The organism is Microbulbifer magnicolonia (assembly GCF_035117725.1).
Taxonomy (GTDB): Bacteria; Pseudomonadota; Gammaproteobacteria; order Pseudomonadales; family Cellvibrionaceae; genus Microbulbifer; species Microbulbifer magnicolonia.
In genome coordinates, this window is record NZ_JAYEFD010000001.1 from 958,304 (window position 1) to 976,633 (window position 18,330).

13 protein-coding genes are annotated in these 18,330 nt (G+C 59.3%); 6 read left to right on the forward strand and 7 right to left on the reverse strand.

The window, feature by feature from the left end:
• Positions 1-21: 21 nt before the first annotated feature.
• Positions 22-1,047: an HAD family hydrolase gene (locus tag RRF64_RS04220; RefSeq protein WP_323844572.1), complete on the reverse strand. Its 1,026-nt coding sequence runs from the start codon at positions 1,045-1,047 to the stop codon at positions 22-24.
• 483 nt (positions 1,048-1,530) lie between these two features.
• Between RRF64_RS04220 and RRF64_RS04225 the strand changes: the two genes are divergently transcribed.
• From RRF64_RS04225 to RRF64_RS04235, 3 genes are all read left to right on the forward strand, one after another.
• Positions 1,531-3,849 carry a multiheme c-type cytochrome gene (locus RRF64_RS04225; RefSeq protein WP_323844573.1) on the forward strand — a complete coding sequence of 773 codons (2,319 nt, stop codon included), beginning with the start codon at positions 1,531-1,533 and terminating at the stop codon, positions 3,847-3,849.
• Between the two features lie 275 nt (positions 3,850-4,124).
• Positions 4,125-5,891, forward strand: coding sequence for a DUF3604 domain-containing protein (locus tag RRF64_RS04230; protein ID WP_323844574.1), 1,767 nt, complete (start codon positions 4,125-4,127; stop codon positions 5,889-5,891).
• 161 nt (positions 5,892-6,052) lie between these two features.
• Positions 6,053-7,063 carry an AraC family transcriptional regulator gene (locus tag RRF64_RS04235; protein ID WP_323844575.1) on the forward strand — a complete coding sequence of 337 codons (1,011 nt, stop codon included), beginning with the start codon at positions 6,053-6,055 and terminating at the stop codon, positions 7,061-7,063.
• A 20-nt stretch (positions 7,064-7,083) separates the two neighbouring features.
• Here the strand turns inward: RRF64_RS04235 and RRF64_RS04240 are convergent, their stop codons facing one another.
• Complete coding sequence (locus tag RRF64_RS04240; protein ID WP_323844576.1) at positions 7,084-8,118, reverse strand: AraC family transcriptional regulator; 1,035 nt, start codon at positions 8,116-8,118, stop codon at positions 7,084-7,086.
• Between the two features lie 119 nt (positions 8,119-8,237).
• On the opposite strand from RRF64_RS04240, the gene RRF64_RS04245 reads away from it, so the two are divergent.
• The 3 genes from RRF64_RS04245 (at position 8,238) to RRF64_RS04255 (ending at position 12,096) form a co-directional block, all read left to right on the forward strand.
• Complete coding sequence (locus RRF64_RS04245) at positions 8,238-9,743, forward strand: flavin-containing monooxygenase (protein WP_323844577.1); 1,506 nt, start codon at positions 8,238-8,240, stop codon at positions 9,741-9,743.
• A gap of 283 nt (positions 9,744-10,026) precedes the next feature.
• Positions 10,027-10,542, forward strand: coding sequence for a hypothetical protein (locus RRF64_RS04250; RefSeq protein ID WP_323844578.1), 516 nt, complete (start codon positions 10,027-10,029; stop codon positions 10,540-10,542).
• A gap of 72 nt (positions 10,543-10,614) precedes the next feature.
• Positions 10,615-12,096: a phospholipase D family protein gene (locus tag RRF64_RS04255; RefSeq protein WP_323844579.1), complete on the forward strand. Its 1,482-nt coding sequence runs from the start codon at positions 10,615-10,617 to the stop codon at positions 12,094-12,096.
• A gap of 237 nt (positions 12,097-12,333) precedes the next feature.
• Here RRF64_RS04255 and RRF64_RS04260 read toward each other — a convergent pair whose 3' ends face one another.
• From RRF64_RS04260 to RRF64_RS04280, 5 genes are all read right to left on the reverse strand, one after another.
• Entirely contained in the window at positions 12,334-12,780 is a 447-nt protein-coding gene (locus tag RRF64_RS04260; protein ID WP_323844580.1) for an OsmC family protein, read from the reverse strand.
• Between the two features lie 12 nt (positions 12,781-12,792).
• On the reverse strand, positions 12,793-14,781 hold the full coding sequence (locus RRF64_RS04265) for an alkyl/aryl-sulfatase (RefSeq protein WP_323844581.1): 1,989 nt from the start codon (positions 14,779-14,781) through the stop codon (positions 12,793-12,795).
• A gap of 51 nt (positions 14,782-14,832) precedes the next feature.
• Complete coding sequence (locus tag RRF64_RS04270) at positions 14,833-16,149, reverse strand: OmpP1/FadL family transporter (protein ID WP_323844582.1); 1,317 nt, start codon at positions 16,147-16,149, stop codon at positions 14,833-14,835.
• A gap of 17 nt (positions 16,150-16,166) precedes the next feature.
• A complete protein-coding gene (locus RRF64_RS04275; protein WP_323844583.1) occupies positions 16,167-16,961 on the reverse strand; it encodes a transporter in 795 nt (264 codons plus the stop codon).
• A 197-nt stretch (positions 16,962-17,158) separates the two neighbouring features.
• Complete coding sequence (locus RRF64_RS04280) at positions 17,159-18,316, reverse strand: acyl-CoA dehydrogenase family protein (RefSeq protein WP_323844584.1); 1,158 nt, start codon at positions 18,314-18,316, stop codon at positions 17,159-17,161.
• Positions 18,317-18,330 lie beyond the last annotated feature (14 nt).

Here is an 18,330-nt window from a genome sequence, read left to right on the forward strand (position 1 = left end):
CCCGGAATACTTCGAGATAAATTACTGACCGGATGCGGCTTTCAGATTTCCCCAGGGGAAAATCACCTTCCAGTCGTCCTTCATGTCGACCACCGTCCAGCCCTCCTTCGGCGCTGCCGCCAGGGCCTTGTCGAGCTGACCTACATGGGACGGGTGATCATAGGCCCACTCGCGTTTGCCATCGGTATGGTGCAACAGCAGGCCGAAACGCGGACCTTCGCCGGCCGTGGTCCACTGCAGCATCTCGAAATCGCCATCGGAATTGCCCGCCGCAAAGATCGGGCGACGGCCGATATGCTGGTAGATACCCACCGGCTTGCCGGCCTTGTCGTCAATCAGGTTGACTTCGGGCAGCTTCACAATGACGGGCTTGCCGTCGCGCATTTCATACTTGGCCTTGAGGCTGCTCCCTACCACCTGCTCGGGGGGAATGCCGTAGGTGCCCTCGGCGAAAGTGCGCATGAAATCGATGCCGCCGCCGGAGACGATGTAAGTCTGGAAATCGTTTGCACGCAGATACTTCAGTAACTCCAGCATCGGCTGGTAGACCATTTCGGTATAGGGCCTATTGGTCTCCGGGTGTCTCGCAGTGGCCAGCCATTTCTTGACGCTGTCCTGAAACTCCTCCCCGGTCATGCCGGTATGCGTGGCGGCGAGCAGCTGCATCAGCGCCGGCTTGCCTCCTTCGAGCGCTTTCTTGGTGTCGCCCTTAATGATCGAGGCAAAGGGCTCCTGCTGCTTCCACTCCGGGTGCTGCGGCGCCATTTCCTTCACTTTGTCGATGGCGTAAAGCAGCTGGAAATAGATCGGCTGCTCCGCCCACAGGGTGCCGTCGTTATCGAAGGTGGCGACGCGCTGTTCGGGGGGGACGAATCCGGGAGAGCCCTCCTTCGTGGTCTTGTCGACGAAGGAGATGATGGACTGTTTGGTCTCGCCGTCATTCCATGACGGCAGCGGATCTGCAGCCTGAACGGCTGTCATGGCACCCAAAAGGCTCAGCAGCAAACCCAGCTTCAGGAGGCCGAGCAGACGGGGTGTAAGGATCATGGCAACTCCTCGAAAACGACTACTCGAAAACAACGGTGAAGCAATACAAAAGCCCGCAATCCTTGCGCCTTATCTCACCATAGCCCGAAAAACGAGTATGTGTGAATCAACGACGCTAAATACCATCCGGTCAGCGGAACCAATTGCTCGATCGGTAGAGTTCCGAAATAAGTTGTAGCGCAGGGCGATTCACCGGCAGCTTGGCGCTCACTAAATGGCAAATATCGTCGCACCGACGTTTGGCTGCCCCCATTACGTGAGCAGAAATTGGGCACCAGGCATAGTCTGCTCTGCTGCTTCTCCCCTAAGTCATTGACGTTATTGACAATTACACCATGCCCCGGTCAACCATAATGGCGTAAAATGCATTCACAATAATCCTGTCTGTGACAGAGGCACCGCTATCATGGAAGTTCACGGATAGAAACCCGCACCGCAAAAGTGTCGTGGCAAAAAATAAAATGACAGACCTCTGAGGAATCCATGCCGACCACCCTGCGCATCCTGCTGCTCGTGCTTTTCATTTGCGGCTGCGACAAAAATTCCCAACGAGACCCGTCGCAAGGTGGGGCCAAGGCAGATGAAAGCGCCGCTTCCGAGCAAAACACCACCTATCCGCAGGCAAAAGGTGACCAAACTGGAGACATTGGTTCCGACAAAGGTACCGGTCCCGGAACCTACATAGGCTCGCAACAGTGTGCCGCTTGCCACAGCGAGCAGTTCAAGGCCTGGCAGGGCTCACATCACGACCTGGCCATGAAAAAGGCCAACGACGAGACTGTATTGGGCAATTTTGAAAACGCGGAATTCGATTATTTCGGCACGGTCTCGCGGTTCTACAAAAAGGACGGCAGTTACTTTGTCCGCACGGACGGTCCGGATGGCGAGCTGCACGATTACCCCATCGCCTACACCTTTGGTGTCTATCCACTGCAGCAATACCTGGTGGAGTTCCCCGGCGGCAAGATGCAGGCGCTGAGCATCGCCTGGGACAGCCGCAGCGAGTCAGAGGGCGGCCAGCGCTGGTACCACCTGAATCCGGACGAGCACATCAAACACGGCGACGAGCTGCACTGGACCGGTCTCAATTTTAACTGGAACTTCATGTGCGCCGACTGCCACTCCACCAATCTGCAGAAAAACTACGATCTCGCCGCCCAGACCTACAGCACATCCTGGTCGGAAATAAATGTGGCCTGCGAGGCCTGCCATGGCCCGGGTGCCAGCCATGTGGAGTGGGCGCAAAACCCGAAACCCGACATTGCCGACAAAGGCCTGGCGGTTTCCTTCAGCGGGCGCAAACAGGCCGTCTGGGCCATGGACACCGAAACCGGCATCGCGCACCTGCAGCACCCGGCCGACACACAGACGGAAATAGAGACCTGCGCCCAGTGCCACTCGCGCCGCAGCACCAGCTTCCCCGGCGCTCGGGCCGGTGACGATCTGCTCGACCACTTCAACCCTGCACTTCTGAGCGAGCGCCTCTACCACGCGGATGGCCAGATCAACGACGAGGTCTACGTCTACGGCTCCTTTCTGCAAAGTAAAATGTATGCGGCGGGCGTGACCTGCAGCAACTGTCATGATCCGCACAGTCTGCAGCTTCGCGTAGAAGGGAATGGTGTCTGCGCCCAGTGCCACCTGCCGGCAAAATTCGACACCCCCGAACACCACTTCCACCCCGCCAACAGTGCCGGGGCCCAGTGCGTCAGCTGCCATATGCCCACCAAGACCTATATGCAGGTGGACACGCGCCGCGACCACAGCCTCCGTATTCCGCGCCCGGATCTCTCGGACAAGCTCGAAACACCCAACGCCTGTACCGGCTGCCACACGGACAAAGCCAATACCTGGGCTGCGGAGGTGCTGGAGAAAAAGTTTGGCAAACCCACCGAGGCGCACTACGGGGAGGCCATTTACGCGGGGCGTCACGGCCTCGCCGATGCGGAATCCAGACTGGTTGCGCTGATTGCGGACGAGTCCCAGCCGACCATCGCCCGCGCCACGGCGGTCAGCCTACTGCCGCACTATCTTTCACGAAATTCTGCGCAGTTACTGCAGGCGATCGCCCAGGGCGATGATGCGCTGCTCAATCTCGGGCTGGCCAAGTCGCTGGACTCGGTGCCGCAGCAGATACGCCCGGCACTGGCTATTCCACTGCTGTATGAAGACGAGCGCGTGACGAGTGCGCTCGCGGCGAACTCGATCGCCGCGCTGCCGATGGACAGCTACCCGGCGGCGGTACAGCACCAATTTACCGAGGCGCTGAACCATTACCTCGCATCCGAGACGTTCAATGCGGATCGCCCCGAGTCCCTCACCAACCTGGCCGCACTGCACGCGCAGCGCGGCAACCAGAAACAGGCGGAAGCCTTTTACCGCCGCGCCCTGGCGATAGCCCCCCATTACAGCCCTGCCTATATCAACCTGGCCGACATGTATCGCAGCGGCCGGCGCGAACAGGATGCCGAAGCATTGTTGCGCAGCGGACTCGACAAGGTGCTCGTGAATTCTCCGCTTCAACATTCGCTGGGGCTGTCCCTCGTGCGGCAGAAGCGCATGCAGGAGGCGCTGGAATTCCTGCGCCAGGCAGCCGAGAACCCGAATACAACCGCGCGCTACATCTACGTCTATGCCATCGCACTCAACACCGCCGGCAAGAGCGCCGATGCACTGCGTGAACTTGAACGCGGTCAGCAACTTTTTCCCGGCAACCGGGAAATCCTCTCTGCGCTCGTTTCCATCAACCGGGAAGCTGGCAATGAGCAGGCCGCCGACAAATACGAAGAAATGTTGCGCTGAATTCTGCCCAGAATACGCTGTACTGTGCACGCCCAGTAGCCGCTCGCCTTCCCAATGGCTACTCTTATCGCTGGAGATTGTCTAGCGAAAGGTAATGTGCGATGCGCCGGTTCAGTCAAATATTGTTAATGGCCTGCATGCTCGCCGCCTGTGGTGGCGACCGGGATCAACAAAAACCGGACAAAGATTCGGCAGAGCCGGCACAAACCGATGAGTTATCCGCAACCGAGTCGGTCACAAGAAACGGCACCGGGACCGGCAATGCAAGGGAAATTTTGGTTGAAGAAGAACTGGGCGATGCGCCTGGTGAAATCGCCGACAACGTTTATTTCGGCAACTTCCACGTCCATACCAGCTACTCGTTTGACGCCGTGACCAACGGCGCCACCACGGTTCCGGCAGACGCCTACCGCTGGGCCAGGGGCGAAGCCATTCCCGCCGGTGTGCTCGGTGGAGAGTTGCGCATCAACCGGCCGCTGGACTTTTACGCAGTCTCCGATCACGCCGAATATCTCGGGGTCTTCAAGAAAATGTATGACCCCAACAGCCCGGCCAGCAAGTTGCCGATCGCCAAGGAAATCACCTCGAAAGACACCAAGGTGGCCTTCGATGCCTATGCGCGGGTGCTCGACTCGATGCAGCCGGGTAAATCAGACCCGGCCCTGTCAGACCCCGCGATTACCAAGCCCATTTGGAAGGAAATGGTGGAGACTGCCGACCAATACTACGAGCCGGGCAAGCTCACCACCTTCCCCGCCTTCGAATGGACCTCGAACCCCGACAAGCTGAACCTGCATCGCGTAGTGGTGTTCCGCACTTCCGACGGTGTACCGGATATGCCCTACTCGGCCCTGGATTCGGATGACCCACGCGATCTGTGGAAGTGGATGGAGAGTGCCCGCAAGGGCGGCGCAACGCTGTTCGCCATACCGCACAACGGCAACGCCAGCGACGGACTGATGTTTCCGGTCGAACTCGACGGCGAACCGCTGACCGAAGAATACATCGCGACACGTGTCAGCAATGAGCCGGTCTACGAGGTCTCGCAGATCAAGGGCACCTCGGAGACTTTCCCGAGCCTTTCGCCCAACGATGAATTCGCCGATTTTGAAATCTGGGACTATACGTTGTCGTCGACCAAGGTGGTGCGGCCTAAAAACAAGAAAGGCAGCTATGCGCGCCAGGCCTATCTCGACGGCCTGTCGATGGCGGCCAACGGCAAGGGCAATCCCTATGTGTTCGGCCTGATCGGGGATTCCGACACGCACAATTCTGCGTCCGCAATCGAGGAGGACAATTACACCGGCAAGTTCGGTATGGAGGCCAGCCCGGAACACCGGCTCGACGGACCAATACCCGGCGATGAGGTCAATAACCAGCGCGTGCGCGAATTCAGCTCCGGCGGCCTGGCCGCGGTTTGGGCCAGGGAGAATACCCGCGAGGCCATCTGGGATGCGGTCAAACGCAAGGAGACCTACGCAACCTCGGGCCCGCGCATGAAAGTGCGCTTTTTTGGCGGCTGGGATTACAACGAGCAGAGCCTGCAGGGAGAATGGGCCAAAGGCGCTTATGCCGCCGGGGTACCCATGGGAGGTAACTTGAAGCCGGGCAGCGCCGGCAAGAAACCGGTGTTTCTGTTGCAGGCGATGAAGGACAGCACCGGGGCAAATCTCGACCGCCTCCAGATCATCAAGGGCTGGGTCGACGAACAAGGCGAGCAGCACCAGAAAATATTCAACGTCGCCGTGTCAGGCGATCGCAAACCCGGCGCTGACGGCAAGGTTGCGCCTGTGGGCAACACCGTCAACGTCGAGGACGCGACCTATACCAATACTATCGGTGCGGCACAGCTGTCTGCGGTATGGACGGACGAGGAGTTCGACCCAGCACAGCACGCCTTCTACTATGCGCGCGTCATCGAGATCCCGACACCGCGCTGGTCCACCTACGACGCCATGCGCGTGGGGCGCAAACCGCGTGACGACCTGCCGGAGACCATTCAGGAGCGCGCCTGGACTTCGCCGATCTGGTATACGCCCTAAATCGTCACGAAACGACAAATACGTTAACCCGGGCGATAACAAAGACTGAATTCACATTTGCTTTTCCAGTCGCTTCCGTTCGACCACGCCGCGATGAAATTGGCCCGGCGGCCAGATATTGCAGTCAATGATTCGGTGTATTGTCCTATCCTCATTGAATCATGACCACACTGATCCGCTCCACTTCCCTGATGGGCTATATCGATCTCGTCGAAGAACTCGGCGGCGACCCCGATGCGCAGTTGCGGAAATTCTTGATCGACCCTGAAAAAGTCCGAAAACTCGACGACGTCATCTCGCACAGCGCGATGATCCGTGTCGTGGAAGATACTGCCAACCAGCTGGAGTGCCCCGATTTCGGACTGCAACTGGCGAAAAGGCAAGACTTGATGATTCTGGGGCCGCTGGCAGTGATTGCACTCAATGCGCAGACGGTCGGGCACGCACTCGAGCAGATTATCCGCTACATGCATTACTACGCACCCGGCGTAAAGATGGAGTTGACCCGGGACGTGAAGCCGGGCATCGCACGCATGACATTCGACCTGGAAACTAAAGTCAAACAGCTCCGCCAGACCATGGATCTGACGCTTGGGGTAGCGGACAAGGCGGTCAGAATGCTGTACGGGCAGGACTTTCGCGCGAAAGAGGTCCTGCTGAAGGGAAACTCACCCCTGAGCATTCTTCACTATCACAATTTTTTCGATGCCCCTGTCTCGAAGCAGCAGCAATATTACGCACTGCTTGTCGAAACCAAAGTCCTCGAAAAACCAATCGATCGATCGGACCCGCAAATCCACGACATGCTGGAAGCGTTTGTCCAGGATGCGCTGCGCGACAGTCCTCTGACGGTACTCGCGCGCGTGGAGCACCTGATCATTCAGTTCCTGCCTACGCGCTACTGTAATCTGAAAACGATTGCCACACAGCTCGGCCTGAAACCGCACGCTCTGCAACGACAACTCGCAGCAGAGTCGCACACATTTGATCAGGTAGTCGACCGGGTACGCCGGGACCGCTCGCTGATCTATCTCGCGGAGAAGGACATGCCGATGACCCAGGTGGCGTGTCTGCTTGGCTACGCAGATCAGCGCACATTCAACCGCGCCTGCCGGCGCTGGTTTGGCGTGCCGCCTTCCGTGCAGCGCCAGCAGCTGTTACAAAAGTTGTAAGCGCCCTCACACCCACGCCCCTAGGCCAACTGAGCGGTCGCGCGCCGACCGGCAACCAGGCGCTTGCGATAGTTCCGCGGTGTCTCCCCAAACCAGCGCTGGCAGGCTCTCTGGAAAGTGCTCTGTTCAGAATAACCCAGCAGGCCGGTAATCTGGCCCAGGGTCAGGGTGGCATCTGCCAGGTACTGCGCCGCCAGATCGACGCGCACTGTATCCAGCAGCGCATCGAAACGGAGATTCTCTTCTGCCAGGCGACGCTGCAGCGTGCGCGGGTGCAGGCAAAGATGTTCAGCCACTACACCAATCTGGTATTTGCCGGTGGGCAACAATTGCCGAATCAACTGGCGGACCTGAACGCTGACTGCCTCAGCCGCGGAAACGAATTGCCTCTCGAGATAATTGGCGGCCAGCTGCTTGGTGAGCGGATTCGCCGTGGCAATGGGGCTATCCAGCATTTCTGTCGGCAACTCCATCGCACAGCAGTCCTGTCCGAACTCTACCGGGCAACCGAAATATGCGCGATATTGCTGCGCCGGCATCAGCGGTGCATGGGGCAGAAAAACCCGTCGCGGTGCAGTTTCAGAGCCGGCGAGCAACCGCAGGATCCCCAGCGCATTGCCGAGGGTCTGTTCCTGTACCTGGCACAGACGGGACAATACCGGGTCTGCCAGCTCGAAAAGCAACCGCTCGATACCTGCCGCCTCCGTGGGCTCGAGGCGCAGGTGAATGGCCGGGCTGTGCAGTGGCATGAAGCGCGTGACATCCTCGACCGCCTCGCGCGGCGTGCGTGAATTACAGGCGATCACCGCGATGCCGCCGAGCAGATCAACGCCCTGCCGGACGGCGAGGCGCAGGGCGAAATCCGGGCACCTCAGTCTCTCTGCCGTCAACTCCAGCAGCCGTGCCGAATCCCGGAATGGCAGCAGGCGATTATCCGACGGCACTATATCCGCGGGGATGCGCAGCACCTCGAGCAACGGCGCCGGATCACCGCCCAGGTCGCGCACCAGTTCACTGTATCCGGCCAGTACACTGGCCCGAATGACACTCGCCATCTGCTACTCCAAGGCTGGTTTGTCGGGATACGATAATCTTTTGTCGCAATAAAGCAATAAAAGTCATCGGAAGAAGCGCAATCTACTCGGCCACGATAAGAATAAACGTGAGAGAAACCATGCAGTCACAACATTACGACGTGCTGATCATCGGCGCCGGCCTGTCGGGCATAGGTACCGCCTGCCACCTGAGCCGGGAGTGCCCGGACAGACGCTTCGCAATCCTGGAACGGCGCGACGATGTGGGCGGCACCTGGGACCTGTTCCGCTATCCGGGCATCCGCTCGGACTCCGACATGTTCAGCTTCGGCTTCAATTTCCGCCCCTGGAACGGCCTCAAGGTACTGGCCGACGGCCCGGCCATCCGCCGCTATATCGGCGACACCGCGGCGGAGTTCGGCGTTCGCGACAAGATTCATTTTGGCGTGGATCTGAACGATGCCAACTGGTGCAGCGAGCAGCGACGCTGGACACTGCAGGCCAAGGACACCCGAACCGGTGAACCGCGCAGCTACAGCTGTGACTACCTGATCTCCTGTACCGGCTACTACGATCACCATCAGGGTTACACACCCGAGTTTCCCCGACTCGAACAGTTCGGCGGCCGCTTTATCCACCCGCAGCAGTGGCCGGAGGATCTGGACTACCGCGACAAAAAAGTGGTGGTCATCGGCAGCGGCGCCACGGCAGTGACCCTGGTGCCTGCCCTGGCTGGCGACGCGGCTCATGTGACCATGCTGCAGCGCTCCCCAACCTATGTGCTGTCTATCCCCGCCTACGACAAAATTTCCGCGATACTGCAGAAGTTCCTGCCGGAACGCTGGGTCTTCCGCATGGCGCGCTGGCGCAACATCAAGTTGCAGCGCTGGATGTTCAAGGTATCCAAGCGCTGGCCGAGCCTGATGCGCGCCCTCTACCTGCGCGGCGTGCGCAAGGGACTGGGGGAAGACTTCGATATGCGGCATTTCACCCCGGACTATATGCCCTGGGACCAGCGACTGTGCGCTATCCCGGACGACGATCTGTTCGACGCCATCAAGTCCGGCAAGGCCTCCGTCGTTACTGACCAGATCGAGAGTTTCACCGAAAGCGGCATTCGCCTGAAGTCCGGCCGGGAGCTGGAAGCAGACATCATCATCTCTGCCACCGGCCTCAAGCTGCAGGTGCTGGGCGGAATGGCGCTCCGGGTCGACGGCGAGGCGGTGCAGGTCAACCGCAAGCTCACCTACAAGGCGGTGCTGATGGAAGGGGTGCCGAACATGTCGTGGATCTTCGGCTATACCAATGCGCCCTGGACCCTCAAGGCAGACATCGCCGCGCGCTATGTCTGTCGCCTACTGAATCATATGAAACGCAACAACCTGCGGGTTTCCGTCGCGGTAGATCGCGAGGGCTGTGCCGAAGAGACATCCGTAATGAGCGGGCTGCAATCCGGCTATGTGCAGCGCGGCAACGATGTGTTACCACGCCAGGGCACCAGGTATCCCTGGCGGCTGCTGAACGACTATGAAAAGGATTCGAAAATCCTGCTGGAGTCACCCCTGCTGGATGGCATCCTGCAGTTCGAATCTGGCAGCAAATCCGACCCGAATTTTGCCCGAGCGGCGGAAGCAACTGTCGGCTGATGCTATAAGAGTTGGACCGGCTCCCATTCCAGCTGCCCAAACTGTGCCATACCACGGTGCGGGTGGCTGGGAGCTCGGCTCCCGCGACAGCTTCCCTCCCTTCAATCCCCCGCGCTTCCCAGTCCTGCTAGGCTAGATTCAGCCAGCTCACAATAGCCATGCCCGCCGCTCCCGGTTTGCGCAAGCCGTTTTTCGCCTGATGGATAGGCACCCTGACGGTTTCGACAACATTTGGGACGCGGCAGACTTCAATCGCAAAGTTTGAAATGCGACCCGGACAACCATGACGGAACCGAAACTCTCCAAATACTCTGCACATGTCATATTTACGTGGTTCTTTTCCGTACTTTTCTTGATACTTTGTGCGGCGATATTGATTTCAACCATGTCGACATTGGTGAAATTCTTTTTCTCTTCCGAAATTTTCTACAGTGAAAATGAAATCCCCGAAGTCATCATCAATGCCATCAGCAACCTGATTATCGCACTGGCGATGTTCGAGCTTTACGTGGTGATCAAAATCAATATCCGCAGGGAGCCCAGGCTTGAATCGTCGCATATGTTACTGGAGTCGGCGCCTCGCTTTATCATCGTCGTTTGCGCCGCCCTCGCCCTGGAAGGGCTGGTTCTGGTCATAAAACTCATTCAGGACCAGAATGTTGAAGACTTGCCGGCGCCGATCGCCGTCATTTTCAGTGCGGCGGCACTGCTGGTCGCCCTGGGCGTATTTCTCAAGATCTGCCCACGCAGGTTCGAACCTTCCGAAGAACCCGATCGGGACACCAGTCCGCCTTCTTGAGCCGACGCCCATGAATCGTATGCATTTGGCGGCCTCGCCCCGGTCATCCACGCTTGCAGTCGGCACGACGTGATGACTTCCAGTGAAAATACCGGAGCCCTGCCCCCGGCCATGAATACCCGGCTGGCGCATGGCATCGAAATGGAAAGCAACGGGCACTCCTCCGGCGAGTCAGGCTTCTATCTGATGCACGAGGGGCTGTCCGCATTCGTCGCCCGCGCGGTATTGATCGAGGAGGCCGCTATCTCCCTCGATCTGCAGTACTACATCTACAGCGACGATACTTCGGGGCGCCTGCTGACCGCAAAACTGCTCGAAGCGGCGGACCGAGGTGTGCGGGTGCGACTGCTGGTCGACGACCTGGGCACGCGCCTCACCAATCCCTGGGTGACGGCGCTGGACAGCCACCCGAACATGGAGATCCGCGTGTTCAACCCGGTCGAGGGTCGCAGCGGCCTGCGCCGCGGGCTGGAACAGGCACTCAACTTCGGCCGCATCAACCACCGCATGCACAACAAGCTGTTAGTGGCAGACGGGCTGGCGATGATCACCGGCGGACGCAACGTCGCCGATGGCTACTTCACCAACGCCGAGGTGGAATTCCTCGATGTAGACGTCATTGCCATAGGTGCAATCATCGCCGATGCGTCGATCACCTTTGACGACTATTGGAATCACTCGGTGTCACTGCCCGTATCAAAGCTGATATCGCTTAGGGAGGAGACCCACTCGCTGGAGGAATTGCGCACTCGCCTGCGTGAACATCTCGTCAAGGAGGAAAAATCCGAGTTCCGCGATGCCTTGCGGGAGTCCACCCTGGTGAAGGAGCTCGCCGCCGGCAAGGTGCCGTTCCAGTGGGGCACCGCCACCCTGTACGCCGATCCCCCGGCCAAGGCGACGGATCACGAAAGTGTCCCCCTCTCCGACTACCCGGGCTACCAGCTGGGACAAATCGTTAAAGATTCACAGGAGAGACTGCAAATCACTAACGCCTACCTGATTCCCGGCCGGCGCGGTACCGAACTCTTTGCCGAGCTCGAAGAACGCGGCGTACAGGTGGACATCCTCACCAACGGTCTCGGCACCAATGACACGGCCGTCGCGCACGGTGCCTATTCCCGCTACCGCAAGCCGCTGCTGCGCGCCGGCGTGCGCCTGTGGGAACTGCGACCTACGGCGGAACGGGAACACCGCATGCACTGGTTCAGTGATAAGTCCCGGGCGACACTGCACGCCAAGATGATGGTAATAGACAGCGAAAGGAGCTTTGTCGGCTCCATCAACCTCGACAGCCGTTCCTTTATTCTGAATACGGAGATCGGCGTGCTGATCGAGAATGCGGCGGTCAACCGCCAGCTGCACCGGCTGTTCGAAACCTGGGTAGCACCGGATGCCGCCTGGCGCCTGCAGCTCGATGACAGAGGCCGCATAAGCTGGCACGCGACTGACGACGACAATAGAGCGATAGTGAAACACAGAGATCCAGACAGCAATTTCTGGCAGCGGATGCTGTCACGGATGCTGTCGCGACTGCCGATCGAATCACAGATCTGAGAGAACGGCGCAGGCTGTTATCCAGTTTCGAGATCCCTGGATCCCGGCCCGCGCCGGGATGACGAAAGAATGTAATGCGCCCCCCAATCGTCATACCGGCGCAGGCCGGTATCCATTTTTGTGGTCGTGGACATCCAGACGGCCTCAAAACGTCGAAAGAATATTGTAGGAGCGGCGGGGCGGCCATCCGCCGTTGGCCGCCCCGCCGCTCCTACAAGGAATGCGCCAACTGCATGCTCAGGCGGACGACAATCGCGAGCGCACCACGATTTCCGAGGTGAGCGTATTGTGCACCGGGCAGCGATTGGCGATATCCAGCAGCTTCTGCCGTTGCTCACCGGTCAGTTCGCCCTCCAGGGTAATCTCCCGCACGATTTCGTCGATCTTGCCGTCTTTGCTCTCACAGTCCTCACAGTCCTTGGCGTGGATCTTGCGGTGCGACAGCACAGTGCGCACCCTGCCGAGCGGGATTTCCTTGCGGTCGGCGTACATGCGAATGGTCATATTGGTGCAGGCGCCCAAGCCGAGCAGTACGTACTCGTAGGGGCCGGGACCCTTGTTATCGCCGCCGACATCCTCGGGCTCATCGGCGACCAGATGATGGGGGCCGGAGGTCAGGGCCTGGGTGAATTTCCCATCGCCGCTTTCTTCTACTGTGACAACTGTCGGAGTCGGGCCACCCATAGATTTCTCCTGTCAGCTTTTCGGTGGCGGATTGGGCGTGACCAGGTTCCACCAGAACTCGAAGGTATCCAGCAGCGACAGTAATGTTTCGAACTCGGCCTGGTCGCCCGTCACCTTGGCCGAACCGTCGTTCATCTTGTCCTTCATGGTCGCCGTGCCGAGAATGACGTCGTTCAGATCGCTGCGGTTGATGGTCACGGTGCTGTGGGGTCTGTCCACCGGCGGGCCGTAGTTGAGCACGCCGTTTTCCAGCACGAGCGAGTAGTTTTCCTTCACGTCCGGCAGCGATACATTGATGGCAATGTTCTTGCCGGCGGCCTTGGGTCCGTTCAGGCGGATGCCGAGATAGTCGAAGAACATTCCGGTCGGCATACTGCGGATGGTGTCAGGGCTGGCGGTATTCGGCACTGGCAGTTTCTTGACGCCCTCGCGCAACTCCTTGGCGCCGCTGATAAAGAAGTTGCGCCAGGGACCATTTTCCTGCTGGTAGCCCAGCTGCTCCAGCGCGTCGGCGAGCAGATTGCGCGCGACCCTGTTGTTCGGTTCCGCGGATACCAGGTTGTCCAGGACCTGTGCCACCCAGCGGTAGTTGCCGGCATCGTAGTCCTTTTGTGCCTGTTTGAGCAGATTGTCGGCGCCGCCCATGTATTCGACATATTTCCTGCCCGCATCCGCCGGCGGCAGCGGGTAAAGCCGCGCCGGGTTGCCGTCAAAAAAGCCGAGATAGTAATTCCACACGGCGCGGGTATCGTGGTTGACGCTACCGTAGTAGCCGCGGTTGGCCCAGTAGTTGGCCAGCTCCGGCGGTAACTCCATCATCTCCGCAGTCTCCACCATGTTGTAGCCATGGTTGGCCATGCGCAGGGTCTGGTCGTTCAGGTACTTGTACAGGTCGCGCTGCTTCTTCAGGTGGTTCACGACATTCTCATTGCCCCAGGTGGGCCAGTGGTGCGGTCCGTAGAGCACCTCCGTCTTGTCGCCCCAGCGATTGATGGTGTCGTTCAGGTATCCGGACCAGGCCTTGGCGTTGCGCACCTTAGCGCCGCGCAGCGTATAGAGGTTGTGCAGCGTGTGGCTGGCGTTCTCGGCGGCGGTGAGCGCCTTCAGCTCGGGAATATAGAAGTGCATTTCCGCGGGTGCTTCGGTTCCCGGTGCGAGCAGAAATTCATAGGTGAGACCGTCGAGCTTGATCTGCTGGCCGGTTTTGGTAATCGTGTCGGTCGGCTCGATAAGCGTAACCGTGCCGGGGGAAGTGCCCAGCCCGAGACCCGTGCCCAGGGTGCCCTGGGGGCCTTTGGGAATCAGGTTGCCATACATGAAGGTGGCGCGGCGAGACATATGGTTGCCGGCGAAGACGTTTTCGCTCACTGCTTCTTCCACGAAATGTTCCGGAGCAATGATCTTGACCTTGCCTGCCTTCACATCCTCTTCTTCCACCACGCCGCGCACACCACCGTAGTGGTCCACATGGCTGTGGGTGTAGATGACACCCACCACGGGTTTGTTGCCGCGGTGCTTGCGGTAAAGATCCAGCGCGGCTCTGGCCGTTTCCGCAGAGATCAGCGGATCCATCACCACGACGCCCTTGTCGCCCTCGATAAAAGTGATATTGGACAGGTCGGCGCTGCGCACCTGGTAGATGCGCGGCGTCACTTCATACAGACCGCCCTCGGACAGCAACTGCAGCTGGCGCCACAGGCTGGGGTTGACACTTTCCGGCGCATCCTTGCCATGGGCGAAACCGTAGGCACCCAGATCCCACACCGGCTGCCCTTTTGCGTTTTTTATGACGCCGTTGTCCGGTAGCGGCGCGATAAAGCCACGCTTTACATCCTTGAAGTCCTGCTGATTCTTGAACGGCAGCTCCTTGAGCACGGCAGAGTTGGTCTCCCTGGTAGTGGCGGTTGCCGGCTTGGATTCCTGTGCATGGGCTGCCGCCGCGACCAGGACAGCGGCCACGCAGTAAAAAATCGGCCATAGCATTCGCGTGGTAAATAGCATTGCTCTGCTCCTTGTAATTTGACAGGCTTCGATGCCGCGGCGACTACAAAGTCAAAGCTCAAACTGCACCGACCCGCCAAAGAAATATGTCGCAGTATCCTTGTAGGTTCCCTCCAGAATCGGGTTGAACGGTGGACCGCCGCGCTGGTCGATATCCATGTTGCCTGCCCACAGAAAGGTGAAGCCGAGGTCCAGCTCGACGCCTGGGCACAGTTCCCTGCCGGCTCCGAGCCCCAGGCGCCACTGGTCTGCCACCGGGGTGTCGGCGGTCAACGATGCGGTGGTGGTCATTGAGCTGTCATAGGCGAAGCCTGTGGATAGTGACCAGCCCTCCAGCCAGTTGTTAAGAAAACCGCGGCCAACATCGTGGCGTACGCCGAGGGCGAAGTGCCCGGTATCCTTGTAGCCTCGGTTCACCCGCAGCGAGGTCTGTTCCGGGTTATCTATCTCAAGGGCAACCTGCGCGTATTTGGACCAGTCCTGCCAGTTGAGGTTGGCATACAGGGTGGTCGCAGGCGTCAGTTTTTGCCGCAGGCTCGCAGTCACCGTGGCCGGCACCGTGGTGTCGATATCCGTGCGCTTGTCATTGAAACGCTCCAGCAGCTGGGTAAATAGCGGACCGAAGTTGCGCAATCGCAGGCGGTCCTCGAAATCCACCTCGATCTCGGAGGTAAAGGTGATACCGAATGTGGTGGCGGGTACCGGCCGGTAGATGATGCCCAGATTGCCGCCATAGTCTATTTCGGTATCGCTGTACTTGAGGCTGGCATCCTCGTCGATCAGGCCGGCGCGCGGGTTGGATTTGAAATTGAAGTAGGATCCCATCACGTTCAGCCCGGCGCCGATGGAGAAGCAATCGTTGATCTTCCAGCTCAGCGATGGAATCAGGCTCATGCCGATCAGCGTCACATCCTGCGTAAAGCGTCGCCCGGCCCAGCCATTGTTGTACTCCAGGGCCGCACCGAAATTGCCGGCCATGGCGAGGCCCCAGCCGAGATTGTCGGTCCACCTGCCCGCGACGTAGAAACCGCCGCCGGGAAACCAATCGATAGGATTACCGCCATCATTGCCGGGTACATTCGTCAGGCCGCCGTTGCTGAAGCCGATATCGCCGTACAACAGCTGACCTGCCGCGCGCATCTCAATATCGTCGCGCCAGACAGTGCCGGCCGGATTGGTGAAGGCGGTGGAGGCGTCTTCCGGCATTGCGGCCCAGCCGGCACTTGCGGTACCCAGAGTAGGCGTTCCGATTTCCCACAGCATCAGGCCGCCAGCATGAGCGAGAGGTATTGCCGATAGCGCACTGACCGCCGTCAGAAGCGCAATCTTTCTGGGCGAGAGTTTACGAGACCTCATAATCAACACCATTTCGAGATAGGTGCTGGTTAATTTCCTGCGGGAAACAGCAGCACGAAGTTAAAGCGGAAGCCCAAATTGTCTGCGCCGGTCGGCGGGCTGTCCGCGTAATAGCGCGGTCCGGCCTGGATCTGGTAGGTCTGCTTACCCACTTTAAAGACTTTCGCGACCAGAAAGGCGACAGGCACATTCCACTGTTCCGCCTCCCAGTCGTAGGTGGATTCTGTCTGCAGCGTGTAGGTCCAGGCACTCGGGGTCGTATAGGCGAAAAAGGGCTGAATAAAGGTGCTGTCGACGTCGGCGCGGCTGCCTCTGCCGCCGAAGGACCAGATATGGTTCACCAGTGCGCCGATGGTCCAGCCACCCGTCTGCTTGAGCACCACGCCGGTGGGGCCGGCGCCCCATTTTTCCGTGCCCAGCTCGGGCTCGGTCGCGGTCGGCACGAGAAACACCGGCCCCAGGCCCCAGGTAACGCCGTTCACCGGCTCCTTTGGTGAGAAAAACAGGCTCTGGGTCGTGTCGCCCAGGCCGGTTTTCTCCGGGGCCTGCGGAAACACATCTTCCTGATTGATGACAGGAACAATGGTGCGGCTGATCAGGTTCCAGTTTTCGTTCAGGCTGATCGGAATCACCGGCTGGATATTGAGTGTGTAGCGGCGCCCCTGATCGAATGGACCGACATCGCGATCGAAATTGCTCTGGAACGGCACACTGATCAGGCTGGAGACGGGGTTGGAAAGTTTCTTGGCCAGTTCTTCACTGCTCTGAGCCATAAGTGGTGCAGGTGACAGCAATAACAACAACACCGCAGCGAATCTCGACATCCCTTTCTCCTACAGCGAAATCCAGAAAAAAAATTTATCGCTTCTGACAGTCTAGAAAGGAAATGTTGCTGGCAAACTGTGCCGTTGCGCTGAAATCATTGAACTGATGATTCTGGAGTCAGCTTTACCGCTTAAAAAAAAAGCCAGACATAAAAAAAGCGGGCAAGGCCCGCTTCTTATCTTGGTAATTGGCGCGATCAGCGCACGTCTTCCAGCAAATGGCGCGCAATAATCAGGCGCTGAATTTCACTGGTGCCCTCGTAGATGGTGGTGATGCGCACATCGCGGGTCATGCGCTCCAGCGGGAACTCGCGCGTATAGCCGACGCCGCCGTGCATCTGCAGCGCCACATAGCAGGCCTCATTGGCTTTCTCACTGGCGTAGAGTTTGCCCATGGACGCCGCCGGGCCGAAGTGCATGCCGGCATCCTTTTGCCATGCAGCCTGCAACAGCAGCAGTCGCGCCGCTTCCATTTCCGTGTACTTGTCGGCCAGCTGCCACTGCAGGCCCTGGAACTGCGCCAGCTTTTTGCCGAACTGCTCGCGCTCCTGCAGATAATGGCGGGCGCAGTCCAGCGCTTCGAGGCCGATGCCGAGCGCCAGCGAGCCGATGCCGATGCGGCCGCCGGCCAGTTCACCGGCAGCGATACGGAAGCCGCGGTTTTCCTCACCGAGCAGGTTGGCGGCGGGAATGCGGCAGTCGTCGAATGACACTTCATTGGTGACGGAGGCCTTTTGCCCCATCTTCTCTTCCGCCTTGCCGATGATCAGGCCCGGCGTGCCCGCCTCCACCAGGAAACAGGAGATGCCCTTGCCTTTCGGCGCCTCGGTATCGGTCACCGCCCAGACCACGAAGATGCCGGCGAACTCGGCGCTGCTGATAAACAGCTTGCTGCCGTTCAGCACATACTCGTCGCCGTCTTTCACCGCGCGGGTGCGCATGGCGGCGGCATCGGAACCGGAGCCGGGCTCGGTCAGGCAGAAGGAACCGGCGGCGTATTCGCCGCTGCAGATTTTCGGCAGGTACTTCGCTTTCTGCGCATCATCGCCCACCGCCTGAATGACTTCCGCGACCATGTTGGTTACCGAAGTGGTGGTGGCGGTGGAGGCGCAGCCGCGCGCCAGTTCGGTGATCGCGAGGCTGAAGGCGATGGTGCCAGCGCCGGTGCCACCGTACTCGGGATCGATATTGATGCCCATAAAGCCCAGTTCGGCCAGCTGCTGGAGTTTTTCCAGCAGCAGTTCGCGATTGGCGGTTTTGTCCAGCTCGGCGGCAACCGGTTTCAGTTCGCTGTCCGCAAACTGGCGCGCCGCTTCCTGGATCATCTGCTGTTCTTCGGTGAGTGAGAAATCCATACCGTACCTGCTTA

Coding starts and splice junctions, on each gene's coding strand:
- RRF64_RS04260 (WP_323844580.1), bottom strand. CDS start 12,780: ATGGGTGGCCCGACTCCGACAGTTGTCACAGTAGAAGAAAGCGGCGAT.
- RRF64_RS04220 (WP_323844572.1), bottom strand. CDS start 1,047: ATGATCCTTACACCCCGTCTGCTCGGCCTCCTGAAGCTGGGTTTGCTG.
- RRF64_RS04265 (WP_323844581.1), bottom strand. CDS start 14,781: ATGCTATTTACCACGCGAATGCTATGGCCGATTTTTTACTGCGTGGCC.
- RRF64_RS04270 (WP_323844582.1), bottom strand. CDS start 16,149: ATGGTGTTGATTATGAGGTCTCGTAAACTCTCGCCCAGAAAGATTGCG.
- RRF64_RS04275 (WP_323844583.1), bottom strand. CDS start 16,961: ATGTCGAGATTCGCTGCGGTGTTGTTGTTATTGCTGTCACCTGCACCA.
- RRF64_RS04240 (WP_323844576.1), bottom strand. CDS start 8,118: ATGGCGAGTGTCATTCGGGCCAGTGTACTGGCCGGATACAGTGAACTG.
- RRF64_RS04225 (WP_323844573.1), top strand. CDS start 1,531: ATGCCGACCACCCTGCGCATCCTGCTGCTCGTGCTTTTCATTTGCGGC.
- RRF64_RS04250 (WP_323844578.1), top strand. CDS start 10,027: ATGACGGAACCGAAACTCTCCAAATACTCTGCACATGTCATATTTACG.
- RRF64_RS04280 (WP_323844584.1), bottom strand. CDS start 18,316: ATGGATTTCTCACTCACCGAAGAACAGCAGATGATCCAGGAAGCGGCG.
- RRF64_RS04235 (WP_323844575.1), top strand. CDS start 6,053: ATGACCACACTGATCCGCTCCACTTCCCTGATGGGCTATATCGATCTC.
- RRF64_RS04245 (WP_323844577.1), top strand. CDS start 8,238: ATGCAGTCACAACATTACGACGTGCTGATCATCGGCGCCGGCCTGTCG.
- RRF64_RS04255 (WP_323844579.1), top strand. CDS start 10,615: ATGACTTCCAGTGAAAATACCGGAGCCCTGCCCCCGGCCATGAATACC.